Genomic DNA, 18,002 nt, shown 5'->3' on the forward strand with positions numbered 1-18,002 from the left:
CTTTATTCTGCAGGGGGCTTATTGACAGGTATTGCTAGACAAATAGGGTGGTGTTTTAAACATCACCCTAATTTAGGAGGAATAAAAATATGAACAAAAAGTACTTCCCATTATTTTCAATTTCACTTTCTATGTTACTGATCTTCTCACTCATTCCTGCTACATTATTCAACTCAACATCATCGGTAGAAGCTAATGATGAATGGCAGGAAGTTCAAGTTCAGAATGGTGACTTTGAAACACTACCTTCTACTGAAAATGACTTACCTTCCTGGGAATATTGGACAGGTGGATTTAAAGAAGGAATGGCAATATCAGAAGAAATCGTTTATGAAGGAAATAGAAGCCTTGCAGTAGATAATACTGGTGTCGTTGGTCTTTTCAGTCAGGCAATCGAGGTAAACGAGGGTGATTCCTATCGATTATCTGCCCACCTATTTGTTGAAGAGCTTCAAGGTAAGCCAGGAATTTGGTTACGCTGGTTGAATGATAAGGGAGATATCATTCAAAATTCAGCACAGTATTTTGATAGTATTGTTCATGGAGATTGGCAAGAGGTATTCGTTGAGGCTGATGCTCCACCCGGTGCAACAGGCTTAAAAATTTTTATTTATCAGTCGTCTACATCAAAAATGAAGGGATATTACGATGAAATAAAATTATTCAAGAAAACTTCCAATCAATTAGAATTACCATTTGATTATGGTGATCCAATTAATCTTGGTCCTGCCGCTTTAGCAGCAAAAACGCAAGGAGCAGCAATTGGCGATGGGGAACTTTATTATGCAACAAATGGATCTCCTGCTACTTTCTATGCCGCAGACTCTGAAACTGGGGAATTAATTTTCTCAGAGTCATTACCAGGCAGTGATGTCGTGTGGGGAATGACAATAGGTTCAGACGGTAATGTTTATTTTTCTGGTACGTACAATGGAATTCTATACCGTTATCTAGTTGATGAAAAGCGGTTAGAACAAGTTGGGAAAAATCCTTCCGATAACTGGGTTTGGCAATTAGATGCTACCGAAGATGGAAAAATTTATGGTGCAACCTATCCTAATGCAAAAGTTTTTGAATTTGATATAGAAACAGATACGTTCACAGATTTAGGTACTTTTTTTGAGGATCAGTTGTATGCAAGAGGCATTGGGGTAACAGAAGAAAATCTTTATGTTGGAATAGGCACAACCGCGCACCTGATTAAAATGAATCGAGAAACTGGGGAGAGAACAGAGATACCATTGCCAATTACAGGGGAATCAACATCCGTATCGAATATTTGGGAGTATGGAAATAATTTGTTTGTTGCTTATGGAACATCTTTATTAACAATAGACGCTACAACAGGAGAAGTATTAAATACAATGAATTGGGAGGATGAGCATACATTTGATGGATTAATCTCCTCCCCTTCTCCATATGATGAAAATATTATATATTTTATCAGTAAAAATTCCACTCAATTATGGACATATAATTTAGAAACACATGAAACAGCACCAGTGGAACCGCGTGTGCAGTTACCTGCTACACCAGCAAAAGCATTCGAATGGATAAAGACAGAGGATGGTACTGATGTCCTAGCAATATTACATCATCAAATCGAATATTCGATATTTAATCCACAGACAGGCACAATTGAGGTGCGCTATCCGGAAGTGGACATGCAAGGACTAGCTATTCAAAGCTTAGAAATTGGGGAAGATGAAAATATTTATATGGGAGGCTATCAAGGTTCTTTTGGTGTATATGATACTTCAAAAGAGGAGTATATCTTGCACGAACGTGATCCACATCAAATCGAAGGAATAGGATTTTTGAACGGGGATGTCTATTTAGGAACTTACGGGGGAGCTCGTATCTATAAATATAATCCAGAAATTCCTTTTGATTATTCAGGAGGCAAAGAAGGCGATAATCCTGAAATGGTCTATGATATAGGAGACGATCAAAGCAGACCTTTTGCTTTTGCATCGGGGAACGATCAGTTATTTATCGGAACAATTGCTGATTATGGAAGACTTGGTGGAGCATTGACTATCTATGATTCTCCAACTAACCAGTGGAGGACTATCCAAAATATCATCGAGAATCAAAGTATTATCGGTCTTGCCTATCAAGATGGCATCTTATTTGGCGGCTCTTCCATTTCTGGCGGACTAGGAATTGAACCATCTGAAACAGAAGCAAAAATGTTTTCCTATAATACTAGCACAGAAGACTATGAAGTATTTAATCTAGAAGTAGAAGGTTTGGAAAAACCTGAGATGATTGGTGAATTATCCATTGGACCTGACAATAACCTATGGGGAGTTGCTTGGGGAATCGATGCAGCTGGTAAAGATAACACCGTAATTTTCGCTATGGATACCGAAACAAGGGAGATCATAAAAAGTACGGAACTCTATTCAGGGGTTCATCGAGGGAGCCAATGGCGTCCATTCTTTATCCGTTGGGACGAACAGGGCCTATTATATACAACAGCAGGACGTAAACTTACCGTTATAAATCCAGAAACAATGATGAGCAAACAATTAATTGGTGATACAGTAAATCTGATGGATTTAGATAATGAAGGAAATATTTATTATGCATCTGGAGCAGACCTATACAAACTACCTGTCCCGTTGAAAGAAGCAATTGTTTCCATTGAAGGCGATTCAGTTCTTCAAGGTGATGAAACTGATATTTCTCTTGAAGTCACACTAGCAAATGGGAATAGAGCAGATTTAGCTGGAGCTGAGATTGAATGGTTAAATTCAAATCCAGCAATTGCAACAATTGAAGATGGAAAACTTACTGGTAATAATGCGGGAAGTACTGAAATTCATGCAATTGTTTCCTATAATGGGGAAGAGATTGCAACCAATGCGATAATGGTAACGATAGAAGTAACTACATCATCATTGACAGATCAAATATTAGAACTCGAAGAATCGGGACAAATCGAGCATTCCTTATTCAAACAATTAACAAATAGCTTAAAACAAGCTGAACATCACTACCGAAAAGAGCATACAAAACAAGCTATAAAGCATTTGCAGAATTTCCGTAAACATATTGATAAAAGTAATGCACCTGAAGAAATAAAAGAAAAGCTAATAAACAATGTGCGTGTTATAGAAGAGTCATTTACTAATTAAAAGTAAAAGGTTTTCTACGGTTGTAGAAAACCTTTTTATTTATAGAATCGTGTTTTGAATAAATTGAACTAAAGATAATTATTCCTTTCCAAACGTCTGCTTCATTCTCTCAACAGGGTCATCCTCAATCGAATTATCCCATACTAGAACTTGATTTTCTTTCATAAGATTTGCCTTAAGTTCTTCAAAATCAACATCCTGAACAGCCAATTTATTCTTGAATGCTAGGCTAGCTGCCATCCCTACCGATTGCCCAATAATCATAAATACTGGCTCCATGCGAATAGAACCGTATGCAATATGTGAACTGGATAAACAGACAGGTACTAGCAAATTTGTACATTCTTCCTTTCGCGGACGAACAGAACGGTAGGATATTGGATAAGGGGAAATAGGGATCTCGACATCCCCCTCATTTACAATTTTTCCATCCAACAGCACTCTTCTTACATGATGCGAATCCATTTGATAGGATGCAAGTCCAATAGAGTCTTCAATTACAGTTTCTCCCAAGCAATTATTATCTGTCATCACATAATCCGAAATCATCCTTCTGCTTTCCCGTATATAGAGCTGATGTGGCCAATTCCCCGTCTCTTCAAATTCATCTTTTGGTAATCCCCATTGTGCTACTTCTTGACGGACAAATAGTGGTACGCGCTCATCATTTGCTAAAAAGTATAGCATGCCCATATCATAATTCACATGATCCTGGAAAATTTCCTCTCGTATTTCATAGCTGCCATCTGGCCAATCATAATTCATACCGATGTTGTCTGTCGAGAATCCTCCATAGTTATTTAAATCTGTTTTTCCATTTGGCAGCATCGTATGAAGATTCATCGCATCCCAAACCCCAGCGCGAATATACCTTAATAGAAGTAAATACCTTTCCGGATCATATTTTGACGGTTTTGGAAATGGAATAAGATTACCTGCATTCTTCGTTAAACAAATTCGAAAATTATATGCTTGAATCCGCTTGTCTCCTTCCCCTCTAGTTTCCTCTTCATTGATGTTTTCTGTAATCCCCTGAATCAGACCACTTTCTTTGTTGCCCTCAATCACATAAGGATTGACTGCAACTTCAAATTTATGATGCGGATACCCAAATTGAATGCCATTATACGTTTCGTTATACGTTTCATTAGACTCACGCCCTACAGAATAGGAAACACCCGCCTTGGCCATCACATCACCCTCATAGCTTGCATCCACGAAATATTCACCGATAAAAGCATTTCCATCTTCCATGATAATCACTTTAATTTCCCTATCCTCCATGACTACCTCTTTTAGATGTTGGCGGTAATAAATCGGGATATCATGCTCCTTAACCCATTCCGTAAAAATCAGTTTTGCTGCTTTCGGTTCAAACGTCCATTGTTCTTCTTTTCCATAATAGCTACCCAGTCGTTGATAAAATTCCCTCGATAACCCACCGATTGCTTCTTTCGCACCTAAATCGGTAGCCCCTAATCCACTGGCCGTAATTCCGCCAATATGATTACTAAATTCTGCGATTGCAACACTTAGACCCATTTTTTTAGCTTGAATGGCTGCAGTAATTCCTGCTGGCGTTGCGCCATATACGATTAAATCTTTTGTGATAACCTTGGATTCGGCGTTACTTTTTGATGGCATATAATAGTTAAGGTCAATAAAATTCATTTAGTTCCCTCCAAAAGCTTTGTCCATTCTTTCTTATAAAATTCTGCTGACTCTTTTAAGTAGTAGAAATAAATCAATAGCATTTCCTCATTTGAAAACGAAGCAGTATTATTTTTGTTTTGCACCATTAGCAGTTCCATATCTACTTCTATATCTTGTTTGTTAAAGAACAGAATAATTTCATCTAGGAATTTGATTATCCATCTTGCATCATTTGGATGACCAACCTTCTCCGGATCTACCACTCTTGCAGGAAATAATGAGACATTCCATTTCGTATGTTTGGAGACTATTTTCTCTAACTCTAATAAAACCTCTATATATCTTTCATTATCTGGTCCAAGTGTTGAACCAAACTGTTTCCAAAGTTGGTCACGGCTTTTCCCCCAGCTCAAGCCTGCATAGAAATAGTTATTCAACTGTTGAATCCATTTCCATGGATATGTTTTCATCATTACTGAAGTTTGTCCTTTTTCATGAGTTGGCACAATTAGATTAAGTAAACCATCTATTTTTAACTTACGATATGCTTTAACATCTTCATCTATCCGTTTTACTAACGGTGGAAATAGTTCACTTAACATGAAATGATCACTGTAATATTCTAAAACGGTGATTAATCTCTGGTTAGTTTCCGCTTGTTTTTTCCAATCGTTTAAGGCGTTAGTCGCACGGGTTTGCTCTGCTGTTTTGTTGTCGATGGACTGTGAATAATCCCTTCCCCAGTATGCATAAAGTATATCTACTTGATTGGAGGGGATTACCTTTTCATTTCGCTCTAACATATTCCATACTAAACCTGCATTGTAGACGATATGCTCCACTTCAACTCGTAATTTCTCTGCTTTTAATGCGATTCTTAATCGCTCTGCAAAAACAATATAGATATGCATAAAATCAGAAAATTTTTCTTCGCTTATCCCAATATCCTCCGGCCACAATGAGATTCTCGTTACCACTGGGGTCTTTTTGCAAATGTTAACAATTTCCTCGATAACTAGTTTTTGCAATGGCGATTCTGCTATAAAAAAATCGCCACTTTCATTTGATGATTGCCCCGCTGCTTCTAATAGAAAACGTAAACTATGTCCCCCTAACGTAACATTTACACTGCGCTTTTCCAGCTCTTCTCTTATATATTTTCCAATCTCATCCCAGAGAGTAAAGGTAAAAAAGAATTCGTTAAACCCATTCTTAACACCCCAGTCTATCAACTTACTAATATAGATCGGATCATTTATCGTTTCTAAAATATTCCCTCTCCTTTTGAAAGCGGGTTCATTTATGTTCCAATTGTTATTTCCCTGAGCAAGATTAGATTTTTTTGAGTGTTCTTCATCTAGATTAATCCAGTTGTAACCAAGTCTTTTCTCACAAAAATGATACACCCCATATAATGTTGAGCGTTCTTCCTTACCAATGATCCATGTTTCTTTTCCATTTTCATATATGGCGAACCCGTCTTTTTCAATGAACAGATTTTCTTTAGAAAATGAGGAGGAATTAAACTCATCCTGGAGCATGATAAAGATTCGTTTGAATTCCTTTAAAGTGCTTAGATCAGGATTTTGATAAATATTTACTTGTAATCCCGCCTTCTTCATTAACCGCCTTAATTCTTCTACAGCAAATTTTAAAGTTAAATGATTATTAAAATATATTAATGAGTTCAAGTGAATCTGGTCCTCTCTGTTATTATTTTTTCTATATATTTAGAATGTTATCATTACCAGTATTAACTGTCACTCGGTGAGCGGGTCGTTAAATGGGCTTTAATGTGCTTAGAGTTTAGATATTGAGAGAGGAGGACTGTCACTCCCTTTCTCTATCCAAAAAACCAAGTAATCCAATCAAATAATTTTACTGTAAGAATCTTTATAGCTAATATAATAGATGTTGCATAAAACTTACATCTAGAGTGGGGGAACATTGTAAATGAAATACATAAAAAAATTCATAGCCATTTTATTCATCCTTTCATTGGTGCTAGCGGCTTGTAGCTCAACCGAAGAAAGTGAAAAATCAACAAATGAAGCAGATGCGGATTCGAAAGCAACAGAAGAAAAAGTGGTTCGACTAAGTGCAGCAGGAGAAATTCCTGGGCTTGATCCTACTTTAGCTGATAATGATTTCAGCTTTAATGTAATCAATCAAGTATTTGAAGGATTATATCGCTTAGATAAAGATGGTGAACCAGAATTAGCATTAGCAGCTGAAGAACCGGAAGTTACGGAAGATGGTAAGGTTCTTACCTTCAAATTAAGAGATGATGCCGTATGGTCAGATGGATCACCCGTTACGGCACATGACTTCGAATATTCATGGAAAAAGGTTGTCGATCCAGAAACAGGTGCAGCATACGGACCACAGTTAGAAGAAATTGTTGCGAATGCAACAGAGATATTAGTCGGAGATATGTCTCCTGACGAGTTAGGGGTTGAAGCACTGGATGACGAAACCCTCAAAGTAACGCTTGAAAGTCCAATACCATTTTTCAAGGAACTATTAACAACGGCAACATTTATGCCACAGAAGCAGGAATTCGTTGAGGAGCAAGGGGATAAGTATGCAACAGATAGTGAACATACCTTGTTTAACGGTCCCTTCGTACTTGCAGATTGGTCTAGTACCGACCTCTCTTGGAACTATGAAAAAAATGGGAATTACTGGGATAAGGATGCAGTCAATGTTGATAGAATCGAAGTGAACGTTGTAAAGGATACAGAAACGGCTGTGAATCTTTATTTGAATGGGCAGCTTGACCGTGTCGAATTAACGAGTGATAATGTACAGCAATTCCAAGGTGAAGATGAGTTTGCTACACAACTAACAGGAGCTGTCACTTATTTAAAGATGAATCAAGGGAAAGATGGCGAGACGACAGATCTTGCTAATTTAAATATCCGAAAAGCATTAAACATGGTAATTGATAAACAAGTCATTGTTGATGAACTATTAAATAATGGCTCTATCGTTGCGAATGCAAATGTACCAAAAGGTTTAGCAGGAAATCCCGAAACTGGTGAGGACTTCCGTTCAGAAAACGGTGACCTTACAGAATTCAATCCGGAAAAAGGGCAGAAGCATTGGGAGAAGGGATTAGAAGAATTAGGCAAGACCGAGCTTGAATTTACATTAATTAGCAGTGATTCCTCTGCTTCTAAGCAATTAGCAGAGAACCTTAAATTTCAAATGGAGTCCAATCTTCCTGGCCTGACGATAAATATAAGAAATTTATCGCCTAAAGCGAGCATTGCTGCAAACGTTGGGCAGGATTATGAACTGATTATTACTGGCTGGGGCGGAGATTATCAGGATCCGCTGACCTATTTGAATCTGTTCATTACAGATAGTCCAGGAAACCATACCGGTTATTCCGATCCAGAATACGATAAGCTTGTGCTCGGTTCAAAATCGGATCTGACTTATCATCCTGAGCAACGCTGGGAAGCATTAAAAAGGCAGAGAGAATGCTGATTGAGGAAAGTGCGGTACTTATCCCACTATATCAAAAGGGTATTTCTTACATGCAAAAGGATTATCTCAAAGATTATATTACCTATCCTGTTAGCTCAGATAATTATAAATGGATTGATATTGCAGAGTAAGTCTACTGGGGGAGTGTTTATGTCACTCCCTTTTTTTATTGAATTTACATCGTACTTGAAGGCCCGCTTACACAACTCCAACACTCTTCAACGTAGACCACAATGGTGCTTCCAAGCCATTTGCCATTTTCATAAATCCATAGTCATTTGGATGCACACCATCAACTGTACCTTCATGCCAGCGCATTCCGAGCAATTTCGAACCATCCACAAATCCGATTCGTGTATCACCATTTTGCTTAAACAGCTCTACTACTTTTTTCGAATGATTTCTGCGCCTCATCGTTTCTAGATTTCGTTCAGGGAGAATATCCATTGCATGTGGAATCTGCGACATTACCATTATTGGAACGAAGGGGTGTTGCTCACGATAGATTTCAATAAAAGAAACCAATGTCGTTTCGTATTCCTCTGGTGTCACATTCGCTTCATAGTCAATTACCAGGCATGCGGGATTTTCGATATCCCTGATAGCTATGGCAACTTCTCGCTCCCCTTTACCACTGCCGGAAAATCCTAGATTAATAAATTCAAGCTGAAATCTTCTGCTTAAAATATTTGTATAGGACATTCCTGGCCTGCTCGCACTGCCGCCCTGTGTAATAGATGTGCCGTAAAATAACACCCGTTTCTTAGATATATATGGCGTTGGTTCTTCAATAATAGCATCAGGATCAATCCCAATCAGCAGCTCCTCGACCCCTTGATATAATGGAAGGTTTATCGTCACTTCCCTGAGTTGGCTAGAGGTATTTGTGAAATCCCAAATTGAAGCTTCATAGGTTTTCTCATGGATTGGAGGGATTGCCGTTGCAAGATAATGCTGCTTCCCTGGCTCGCCAATATAAATATCGAAGCCAGACTGTCCTGTTGCTGCCATATGGCCAATATCTGCTACACCAGAAAGCCTTGTTTTTATTACTAGCCTTCCTGAATCTGTTTTAAATCGAATCTGTCCGCCAGACGTACAATTAGCCAATTCATTTACACATAATGGAAGTTCTGTTTTTGGACGTGAAGGCATGCGCCGGTATTCCTTTTCCTGATCGAACCACGCGAAACCGCTAACTTGAAAAGGATAGTTTTTAGGATCATGCCATTCAATTGAACCTGCCTGTTGTTCCTGGATATTTAATACATGCTCCATACTGTAATTATTCCAATTATAATTAGGATTTTCCATATCTTTCCCTCCTTCTTTTCACTTGATCGTATTAGAAAACCGGTCATTTTTTGAAGTTAATTTTATAATAGCAATCTATTGTTAACAGAATGTTGATTTAAAGTGATTTTTTATAAATAATTGTATTTATTTACTAGAGGTTCTTCACTACGCAAAAAATGCAGCTCCCACTTCAGGAACTGCATTTTTTCATGTCTATTTTTAGAGTGCTTCTCCCCAAATGTCATTTGCCCATTCTGGGTTATCGATAAATGGATTGCGATTGCCTTGGAATTCTTGGATCTTGTTATTGCGATTTATTTCCCATTCGCTGACAGGGTCTCGTTCATGCCATTCAAGCAGAACAGAAATTTTCCCATGGAATGGATTGCTGCCATTATTCACGCGATCATTTAATTCTAAATCTACTCTGTCGCCTTCTTCATAGCGTACTGCCATGTAAAACAGCATTCGAGCGACATCACCTTTTACTTCATTTGGCGGTTCGAAGGAATCACCATCCCGCTTACAATCAGCGCAATTTTTCACAGCATTGCCACCATTATCGAAATCAAGGTTTCCTCTAGAGCTGTTTACTTGCACATCTGTTGGTCGTAAGTGATGGATATCAGTACCTGGCCCCTTACTTGTTCCAAAGTCTCCATGAGATTTTGCCCATGTATGCTCTCGATTCCAGTCACCGACCATGCCACCATTTTTATTCTTGGAGCGTGATTCACCAGAATAAAGCAGGATAACATTATTCGAATTATTCGGGTCTTCGTCAGTTACTTTCAATGCATCCCAAACTTCGCTATAGGAAAGCTCGTGATGGTCATCAATGATTTCATGTAAGGAATCTTTTAAGGCTTCTCCTTCTTTACCTATTGCACTTCCATAATAATCTGCTTGTGGTATTTCTGCTTTTACTGCTTCTACCGTTACACTGAACGTTTCTGTAATGCTTTCTGTTCCATCTGTCGCTGTAACAGCTACAATATGGCTGCCTTCCTCAAGCTTAAGTGCTAGCGTATCTGAATCAATTTCTCCCATTGTAGAAGTAAATGTTAATTTATCACCATCTGCATCTGAAAAATACTCGGTTAATGCTAATTCAATGCTCTCTCCTGCATTCACCTTTTGATTTGTAAAAGGTTTTGTTAATGCTGGTGGATTATTTACCGGTGCTTCGGGTTCTTCTTCGATTGAATCAACGAATCGAATATCATTAGGTTTTACACCCTTTTTGTATTTAAATTTCTGGACGTTTTCAGCGCCTCTTATTTCTGCGACATTTTTCCCTACAATCGTTACTTTTTTCATTTCTGTTCCTTTAAAATCAATAGTCGCTCCTGCTTTTTTCGGATTGATGATTACTTCCGTCTTCTTGAATCCATCTCCATTGAATTCTGCGTATTCGCCAGTAAATTCAATGCCTTTCTTAATTTCGGAATTGGAATCAAGTGTGATTGATACACTCTTATCATGCAGAACGAGTTCTTTTGCTTCTAAGTTTGTAAAATCATATTCTTTCTCAGGTTTAACCGGTGCAGGCTCCTCTGGATTTTCAGGCTCTTCTGGTTCACCTGGCTCCTCAACATCTCCAGCTGCTAAGTCAACCTTAACCATTACTGGATCATGGTCACTAGCACGTCCTGCCATATCAGTAAAGTCTGCATTGATATGAAGAATATCAATCTCTGTTTCTTTCACTAAGTTATTCGAAACTAAAATATGATCAAGTACTTGTGAATTTCCTTGGAAAAGATACGTGTAACGATCCTCGTCCTCAACCTTGTTAATCATATTTGTCATATGTTCACCTTCATGAATCTTGAGTGCATCTGTAAACTGATAATCATTGAAGTCTCCGACAGATATGATATTTGCTTCTGGATTTTGTGTTTTAATATCTGTAACAAAATTACTTACGATTGTAGCAATTTCCTTACGCTGCACTTCACTGTCATAAACTGGTGGTTGCGTAGAGCCAAATAATGGCGTGTCCCCAGATTTTGAATTCCAGTGGTTAGCAATCACGATAACACTTTCCCCTTGGAAATCAAATTGTGCTGCTAAAGGCTTGCGACTGCTATTAAACGCATCGTTGTTTGGATCAATTCGTCCTGGATTATGTGTTAATTTTCCATCTTCATAGCCAACTGCTGTTGTTGCATCACCTGCTGGCATACCCTCTGTTAATGTCACACGTTCTGGGTTGTACAAGAAGCCAACACGAATATTTGCATTCGGTGCACCACCGTCCGCATTATTCACCGGATCAATATTGGCATATTCGTATTTAACGCCACCAGCATCGACAATTGCTTGAATTAAACGCTCATAGCTTTCATTTGCTGCTGAGTCCCCTGCATCCTGTCCATTATTATCCTGGACCTCTGTTACACCAATAATATCAGGGCTTTGCATGTCTTTTGCAAATGCTCTGGCTAATTTCCTTGCTTTATCATCAGATGATGAAGCTTTATTATTTGAGAAGTTTTCCAAGTTATAAGATGCTACCGTTAACTTGTCCTCTTCTTTTTCAATCGTTGTTGTTTCTGGTGTTGCTTCCCCTTTTACAAACTTAGCTTGCATATCTTCTAAATCAGCATAAATTTTATAGTTTTGGAAGCCATAATTTACAACACCAGTAATTGGACCTGTAAATTTATCACCAGTTGCTACTTCAAAATCTCTTGCTTCGTTATTATCGTATAGTTTGAATTGGATACGATCTGGATTCGCTGTTTCTTCCGTTAGCTTCACGCCACCATGAAGTGTATTTGTCTCTCTATTCTCTAGAACTGTAATTAAATCGCCATGCTCTTGTGGTGCAACAGCCTTCACTGTGCCAACCTCAACAAGCATTCCTTCTATACTTTCCCAGAAGTCTATCGCATCTTCCTCTGGATCAAATTCCTCGAAGCTATCATTGTCGATTACTTCGGATGGAAGATTTTTTTCATTAATTACAATCGGTGCTGGAACTCCTGCATTGCTTTTTACAGTTTCTACAATTCCACCACGATCATCTCTTGCATTAATTTGTGTGACAGATAAATCGGTATCTTGTTTTGTATCGTTATAGCCATCAATGTGATACTCATCAACAGTACCTGTTGCACTTACCAAATCACCAACTGCTACATTCGCAACTTTATTACCAGTATATACAACCATACCTTCTGAAGTATTTGCATTATTATCCGCTAAGTTATCTGGTGTTTGGAAATGGAAATAGTTTCCGCTGCCAATTTTATACGTATATGTCACGACACCTTGGATATCTGTAACAAACGATCCATCAAGAGGCGACTCATGTGCTTCTCCTTGAATATCATGGATTTGCATTCCCGCCTCCTGGTCAAAAACGTTATATGCAAATATTGCAACATTGCTTGCTGTCAGTCCTTCTTTCACTGCAATTGCTTTAATTGTCGTATCTTGCTCAAGCACGATAGCTTCCTCATATACAACACTTTCTTCTGTTGGTTCATCACCATTCGTAGTGTAGTAAATTGTTGCGCCTTCTGTTCCAGTCGATAACGTTACTTCTGTTCCTGTTGGTACAGTGCCTGCACCTGGTGTTGCAGTTACCGCTTGAACTGCCGATTCGTCAGCAATAATATCTGCTGTATTTCTTGGGATGATTTGGAATGCGCCATTGAACTCCTGGACAATTCCAGTAATTGAATCATACGTATTGCCTACTTCTAATCCAAGTGTTCCAGTTTCATCACGGACGATAAATTCTGTTCCGTCAGTGACAGTAAAATTCGCCCAGCCATTTCCTTCTTGTACATCTTCAATTGTAATTTCATTTACTGTTGCTAGTTTCGATTCATTTTCTTCGTTAAGTTGTTCTCCAGTTAATACTGTTGCATCCGGAGCTCCAACATCTGCCGATTTCTGATCAAGGCTTACATTTTGTAATTGCAATAAGCCATTGTATGCTCCAAGTGAACCTGAAACCGTAATTTCATCACCGATTTCTACATCTAAAGAGCTTGGATAGATTGCAAGTGCAGCTGTTTCATCTTGAAAGTGGATTGTATTCTTTAATTTTGCTGTGACAATTCCTTTTACTGTCACATCGCCAGTCGCTTGCTGGCGAGCATCCGCGATGGAAATGACACCATCTGGATTAACTGGTTCTTCAGGATTTTCTGGTGTAGCGCCATTAATCTCATGTACCCCTAAATTCGATGCATCGTCCTTAGGGAATGCAGTCCATTCGATTGATGGGTCAAAGGCATCGTCAATGATTTTGTCGCCTATTGTAATATCTGCATTTCTAACTAAAGTAACATCTTTTAAGTTTTCAATTCGTTCGCCGACCTGACCAATTGAATCTGTCACTTGGTCTGCCTTTTTAAGTACGATTGCGTCATCACCATTGAAATTAATGACCGTATTGTTTGCAAGATCGCCTTTGGATTTTATCGCTTCAATTGCTTGACTATTAAATAAAACATAGGTTGAACCAGCCGCCAAAGTACCTTCAAGCTTTACTTTTTGGTTAGCTGAAGTCGCTCCATTTGCATAAAGTTCAAGCGTGTACTCACTTAAATTAATTGGTTGACCTGTGCCATTATAAAGCTCGATTGCTTTATTAAAGCTGCTTCCCTCGATATATTCCGAAATGATTAAATCCGAGGCATTTCCTTCTTCTGCGCTTGCAGCCATTGGCAGTGCAGGAAGCAACAAATTAATTGCAAGTATAAATACCGACAATAAACTCATTATCCTTTTCCATATACTTTTACCCATTTTGATTAAGCTCTCCTTTTAGGGTCAAACCCATTAATTTTCTAGTATTCTATCAATTCGAGTTAATTATAGGTATCATTAAAAATCGTGTCAATTTACCCTAATCGGGATTATTCGAAACATTCACAACTAAAGAACTAGGACTAATGGAACTAATACATTTTAATGTTAATTGTGAACAACTTTTATTTAATGGAGAGATTTGGACCGTCTTTCTTTTATTTTCCTCACTTTTAATGATTATCATTCAGTTATTTTGTCGAAAAGGAAATTCAGTCTTTATGCCTATAATTATCGTCATTTTGTTAATTTATGGTTATGTTTTTGTAAATAAAACTTTATATAGGAGGCGTGGGAAAGCTAGATTTATTACTAACCGCCGGAAGGATTGTTAAGAATTAGATGATGCGGTAAGATTGATGTGTGAGCACATTTAACAACTATTTTTATTGTATGATTTTGGATAAAGGTGGGGTCAAGTTGATTGAGGTTTATACAGATGGTGCATCGAATAGTAATTTGGGAATTAGTGGTGCTGGTATCTTTATTAAAGCCGCTGGGAAAAATTATGAATATACATTTCCCCTTGATGTAATAAGTAATCACGAGGCGGAATTTCATGCGGTAATCAAGGCACTGGAAATATGTAAAGAAACATTCCCAAATGAGATTGTATCGCTGCGTTCCGATTCACAAGTGGTAGTGGATGTTGTAGAAAAAGACTTTACAAAAAACAAAACATTTCTTCCCCTACTGGAAAAAATAAGAGAAGAAACGCAATACTTTCCATATTTTTTTATTAAATGGATTCCTGAAAGTCAAAATAAGAATGCTGATCTGTTAGCGAGAAAGGCTTTACAGATGCAACGACCGAAATGACAATGTTCGACAAAACTTGAGGAGTGACAGGCACCTGCCTAGAACTGGCAACTAACTAGTCTTTTCCCAACAGAATGTTCTTTATCATTCGCTGGCTTTTTCCTGCATTCTTAATTCGAGAGGGTTTGGCAACCATTCGGTATAACCAGCCTAGATTTAGATTGTTCAATAGGTCGGGAGTACGTTTCATTTCTCCCGCTAGGATATCAAAGCTCTCGTCAACGCCGATAAATAATCCTTTCTTACAGCTAGCAAATATATTTGCCATCCACTCCTCTTGGCTATTCCCCTGCAACGATACGAATACAATATCAGCATTTTTCACGCGAACATTTTCCATAATAAGTGAATCAGTAGGTTCAAATGCCCCATGCTGATGACCAGCGATGATTAATCTCGGAAATTGCTTCTCTATCTCTAAAATAAGCTTTTCATTAATATAATCTTTTCCACCCAAAAAATAGCAGCTAAGTCCTTGGACTTCTGCAAACTTAAGCAAATCTATCATTAAAGCTACACTATCAATCTGTTCATGAAAGGTTTGTTTTCGATTCTTCGCTGCCAATATTATGCCTTTACTCGCTGGCAATACGTAATCTGCTTGCTCGATTATTTCTTTATATGCTTGATTGTCTGTAGTTTCAAGCAGCAGCAGCAAATTCGCTAAAACAACCATACACTTTTGCTGTCGATTCAATCTCGGAAAAAGATGATAATGTAATAAATCTGTTTTGCTTAGATTAGTAATATTGATTGATGCAATTTTTATTTCATTCCCCATTTATTAACATCCTTTTGCTCCCATAAATTTGATATATTTATTAATAATATATCAAATTTAGACGTAATATGTGGTATTATTTAATCAATGTCGCGCTATTTGGAGGAATACACCACGATGAAGATTATCACTTATGGCACTTTTGATTTAATCCATGCTGGCCATATTCATCTGCTAAGGCGGGCAAAAGCGATGGGCGACCATCTAACGGTAGGAATTTCTACTGATGAATTTAATCAAGAAAAAAAGAAGCAGGCATATCATTCATTTGAACATCGTAAACTAATCTTAGAATCAATTCGATATGTCGATTTTGTCATTCCAGAATATTCATGGGAACAAAAGGTTTCCGATATTAAAAAATACAATATTGATATTTTCGTGATGGGTGACGACTGGAAGGGTAAATTTGATAATTTGCAAGATTATTGCGGCGTTATCTATTTGCCTCGAACGAATGGAATATCCAGTTCCACTATTAAACAAAATGCCTTCTTAAAGAATCGGCAAAAATTCTAATATAGTAAATTACTTATTATTTACTTATTATTGTAATCCATTCTTAATATCTATCATTTATAATAGTATTGTCTTAGATTGCCATTGCAATTAAGATAAGTTGTATTTATAATTATTAAGATAAACATCTTATGGAGATAAAGGAGAAATACGATGGGTCGTATATTAGTACGTAAAACAAAAAAGAAAAAGAGATTACGTCGTGTTTTATTCATCGTAATCCTAATGTGTCTTGTAATAGTAGGATTTGGTGGCTATATGGCAATTCAAACCCTTCAGGCTGCAAGCGAATCCTATGATGATTTAGGAAGAGAAAAATCAGACCTGCGTGATGAGGTTGTTTCAATAAGTAAAGACCCTGTATCTGTCTTGCTGATGGGAGTAGAAGACTATTCTACAAATGGTGATAATGGCCGTACAGATACTTTAATGATAGCTACATTTAACCCCGATGATGAAAGACTTAAGCTTGTAAGTATACCAAGGGATACACTAGTTGAGATTGCTGGCAGAGGTATTCAGGATAAAATCACCCATGCACATGCTTTTGGTGGGAAGAAAATGACGATTGAAACAGTTGAGAACTTTTTAGATATTCCAATTGATTACTATGCTACCGTTAATTTTGATGCATTTAAAAATGTGATTGATATTCTAGGTGGCGTCACGGTGGATGTCCCATTTGATTTCCAACAAAATAGTGATGATCGTAAAGCTGAGAAACTACAATTCTATGAAGGTGAAATGGAATTAGACGGGAGATATGCTTTAGCATATGCTCGAATGAGATATGAGGATCCAAGAGGCGATATAGGCAGAAATGAAAGACAGCAGGAAGTAATCCAAGCGATTATTAGTAAAGCTCTATCAGTTGGTACAGTAACTAAAATCGATGACTTAGCTAGAGAAGTTGGCAGCAATGTTGAAACAAATATGCGAATCAGTGAAGTGCTTGGTTTCGCTAAAGAGTATTCCGATTTCAGCACAAGCAAAATTGATAAATTAAAATTGGAAACATATGAGGAAAGAATTAATGGTGGCAGTTACCAAATAGTGGATGAAGCTTCACTTGAAGAAGTGAAGTCAGAGCTTAAGAACCACTTAGAGATTGTATCATCTTATGAAGATGATAGATTTTATGAAGCTTCAGTATACGAAGAAAATAATTAAATGTTAAAAGACAGGATTCTCTATTGGTAGAGGATCCTGTCTTTGTTTTAGAATGGGAATGTATAAAAATTTCCCTATTCCAATTCTCTTGATAAGAGGCTACGTCCAGCGCCCGTGCTCCTAGCGAGACTTCCTTCGCCTCATTACACGATAAAGAAGACTTGGCGATTGGCTACACATGAGGCTTAGTCGCACTTACACCCTTGTGGTGAAAGTCAATATCGATTCGCTTACGCTCCCAAAGAGTTTCCTTTATCTCCTACAAAGGAATGTTCGACAAGACCGCCACATCGTTT

Annotated in this window: 9 protein-coding genes and 1 pseudogene; 5 read left to right on the top strand and 5 right to left on the bottom strand. The window is 37.8% G+C overall.

Annotated features, from left to right (window positions below; genetic code table 11):
- Positions 1-89: 89 nt before the first annotated feature.
- Complete coding sequence (locus CUC15_RS17240; RefSeq protein ID WP_114917851.1) at positions 90-3,143, top strand: FIMAH domain-containing protein; 3,054 nt, start codon at positions 90-92, stop codon at positions 3,141-3,143.
- 78 nt (positions 3,144-3,221) lie between these two features.
- Here the strand turns inward: CUC15_RS17240 and CUC15_RS17245 are convergent, their stop codons facing one another.
- On the bottom strand, positions 3,222-4,814 hold the full coding sequence (locus CUC15_RS17245; RefSeq protein ID WP_114917852.1) for an FAD-dependent oxidoreductase: 1,593 nt from the start codon (positions 4,812-4,814) through the stop codon (positions 3,222-3,224).
- A complete protein-coding gene (locus CUC15_RS17250) occupies positions 4,811-6,526 on the bottom strand; it encodes an alpha-glucuronidase family glycosyl hydrolase (protein WP_114917853.1) in 1,716 nt (571 codons plus the stop codon). Before CUC15_RS17250 ends, CUC15_RS17245 begins: the two co-directional genes overlap by 4 nt.
- A 223-nt stretch (positions 6,527-6,749) precedes the next feature.
- On the opposite strand from CUC15_RS17250, the pseudogene CUC15_RS17255 reads away from it, so the two are divergent.
- Positions 6,750-8,422, top strand: a pseudogene (locus tag CUC15_RS17255) (peptide ABC transporter substrate-binding protein).
- 67 nt (positions 8,423-8,489) lie between these two features.
- Here CUC15_RS17255 and CUC15_RS17260 read toward each other — a convergent pair.
- Together CUC15_RS17260 and CUC15_RS17265 are read right to left on the bottom strand one after the other, a co-directional pair.
- A complete protein-coding gene (locus CUC15_RS17260) occupies positions 8,490-9,605 on the bottom strand; it encodes an SGNH/GDSL hydrolase family protein (protein WP_242985894.1) in 1,116 nt (371 codons plus the stop codon).
- Positions 9,606-9,806: 201 nt separating this feature from the next.
- A complete protein-coding gene (locus CUC15_RS17265; RefSeq protein ID WP_114917854.1) occupies positions 9,807-14,357 on the bottom strand; it encodes an endonuclease in 4,551 nt (1,516 codons plus the stop codon).
- A gap of 480 nt (positions 14,358-14,837) precedes the next feature.
- On the opposite strand from CUC15_RS17265, the gene CUC15_RS17270 reads away from it, so the two are divergent.
- Positions 14,838-15,236: an RNase H family protein gene (locus tag CUC15_RS17270; RefSeq protein WP_114917855.1), complete on the top strand. Its 399-nt coding sequence runs from the start codon at positions 14,838-14,840 to the stop codon at positions 15,234-15,236.
- A 55-nt stretch (positions 15,237-15,291) separates the two neighbouring features.
- Here the strand turns inward: CUC15_RS17270 and CUC15_RS17275 are convergent, their stop codons facing one another.
- Positions 15,292-16,017: a WecB/TagA/CpsF family glycosyltransferase gene (locus tag CUC15_RS17275; protein WP_114917856.1), complete on the bottom strand. Its 726-nt coding sequence runs from the start codon at positions 16,015-16,017 to the stop codon at positions 15,292-15,294.
- Between the two features lie 117 nt (positions 16,018-16,134).
- On the opposite strand from CUC15_RS17275, the gene tagD reads away from it, so the two are divergent.
- Positions 16,135-16,536 carry a glycerol-3-phosphate cytidylyltransferase gene (gene tagD / locus CUC15_RS17280; RefSeq protein ID WP_114917857.1) on the top strand — a complete coding sequence of 134 codons (402 nt, stop codon included), beginning with the start codon at positions 16,135-16,137 and terminating at the stop codon, positions 16,534-16,536.
- Positions 16,537-16,689: 153 nt separating this feature from the next.
- On the top strand, positions 16,690-17,706 hold the full coding sequence (locus CUC15_RS17285) for an LCP family protein (RefSeq protein ID WP_114917858.1): 1,017 nt from the start codon (positions 16,690-16,692) through the stop codon (positions 17,704-17,706).
- The last annotated feature ends 296 nt before the right edge of the window (positions 17,707-18,002 follow it).

Origin of the sequence: Oceanobacillus zhaokaii (genome assembly GCF_003352005.1) — a bacterium.
GTDB classification, from domain to species: domain Bacteria; phylum Bacillota; class Bacilli; order Bacillales; family Amphibacillaceae; genus Oceanobacillus; species Oceanobacillus zhaokaii.

What these genes read in the sequence shown, in the direction of transcription:
- CUC15_RS17240 (WP_114917851.1), top strand. Translation starts at nt 90, where the DNA reads ATGAACAAAAAGTACTTCCCATTATTTTCAATTTCACTTTCTATGTTA.
- CUC15_RS17245 (WP_114917852.1), bottom strand. Translation starts at nt 4,814, where the DNA reads ATGAATTTTATTGACCTTAACTATTATATGCCATCAAAAAGTAACGCC.
- CUC15_RS17260 (WP_242985894.1), bottom strand. Translation starts at nt 9,605, where the DNA reads ATGGAAAATCCTAATTATAATTGGAATAATTACAGTATGGAGCATGTA.
- CUC15_RS17265 (WP_114917854.1), bottom strand. Translation starts at nt 14,357, where the DNA reads ATGGGTAAAAGTATATGGAAAAGGATAATGAGTTTATTGTCGGTATTT.
- CUC15_RS17275 (WP_114917856.1), bottom strand. Translation starts at nt 16,017, where the DNA reads ATGGGGAATGAAATAAAAATTGCATCAATCAATATTACTAATCTAAGC.
- tagD (WP_114917857.1), top strand. Translation starts at nt 16,135, where the DNA reads ATGAAGATTATCACTTATGGCACTTTTGATTTAATCCATGCTGGCCAT.
- CUC15_RS17285 (WP_114917858.1), top strand. Translation starts at nt 16,690, where the DNA reads ATGGGTCGTATATTAGTACGTAAAACAAAAAAGAAAAAGAGATTACGT.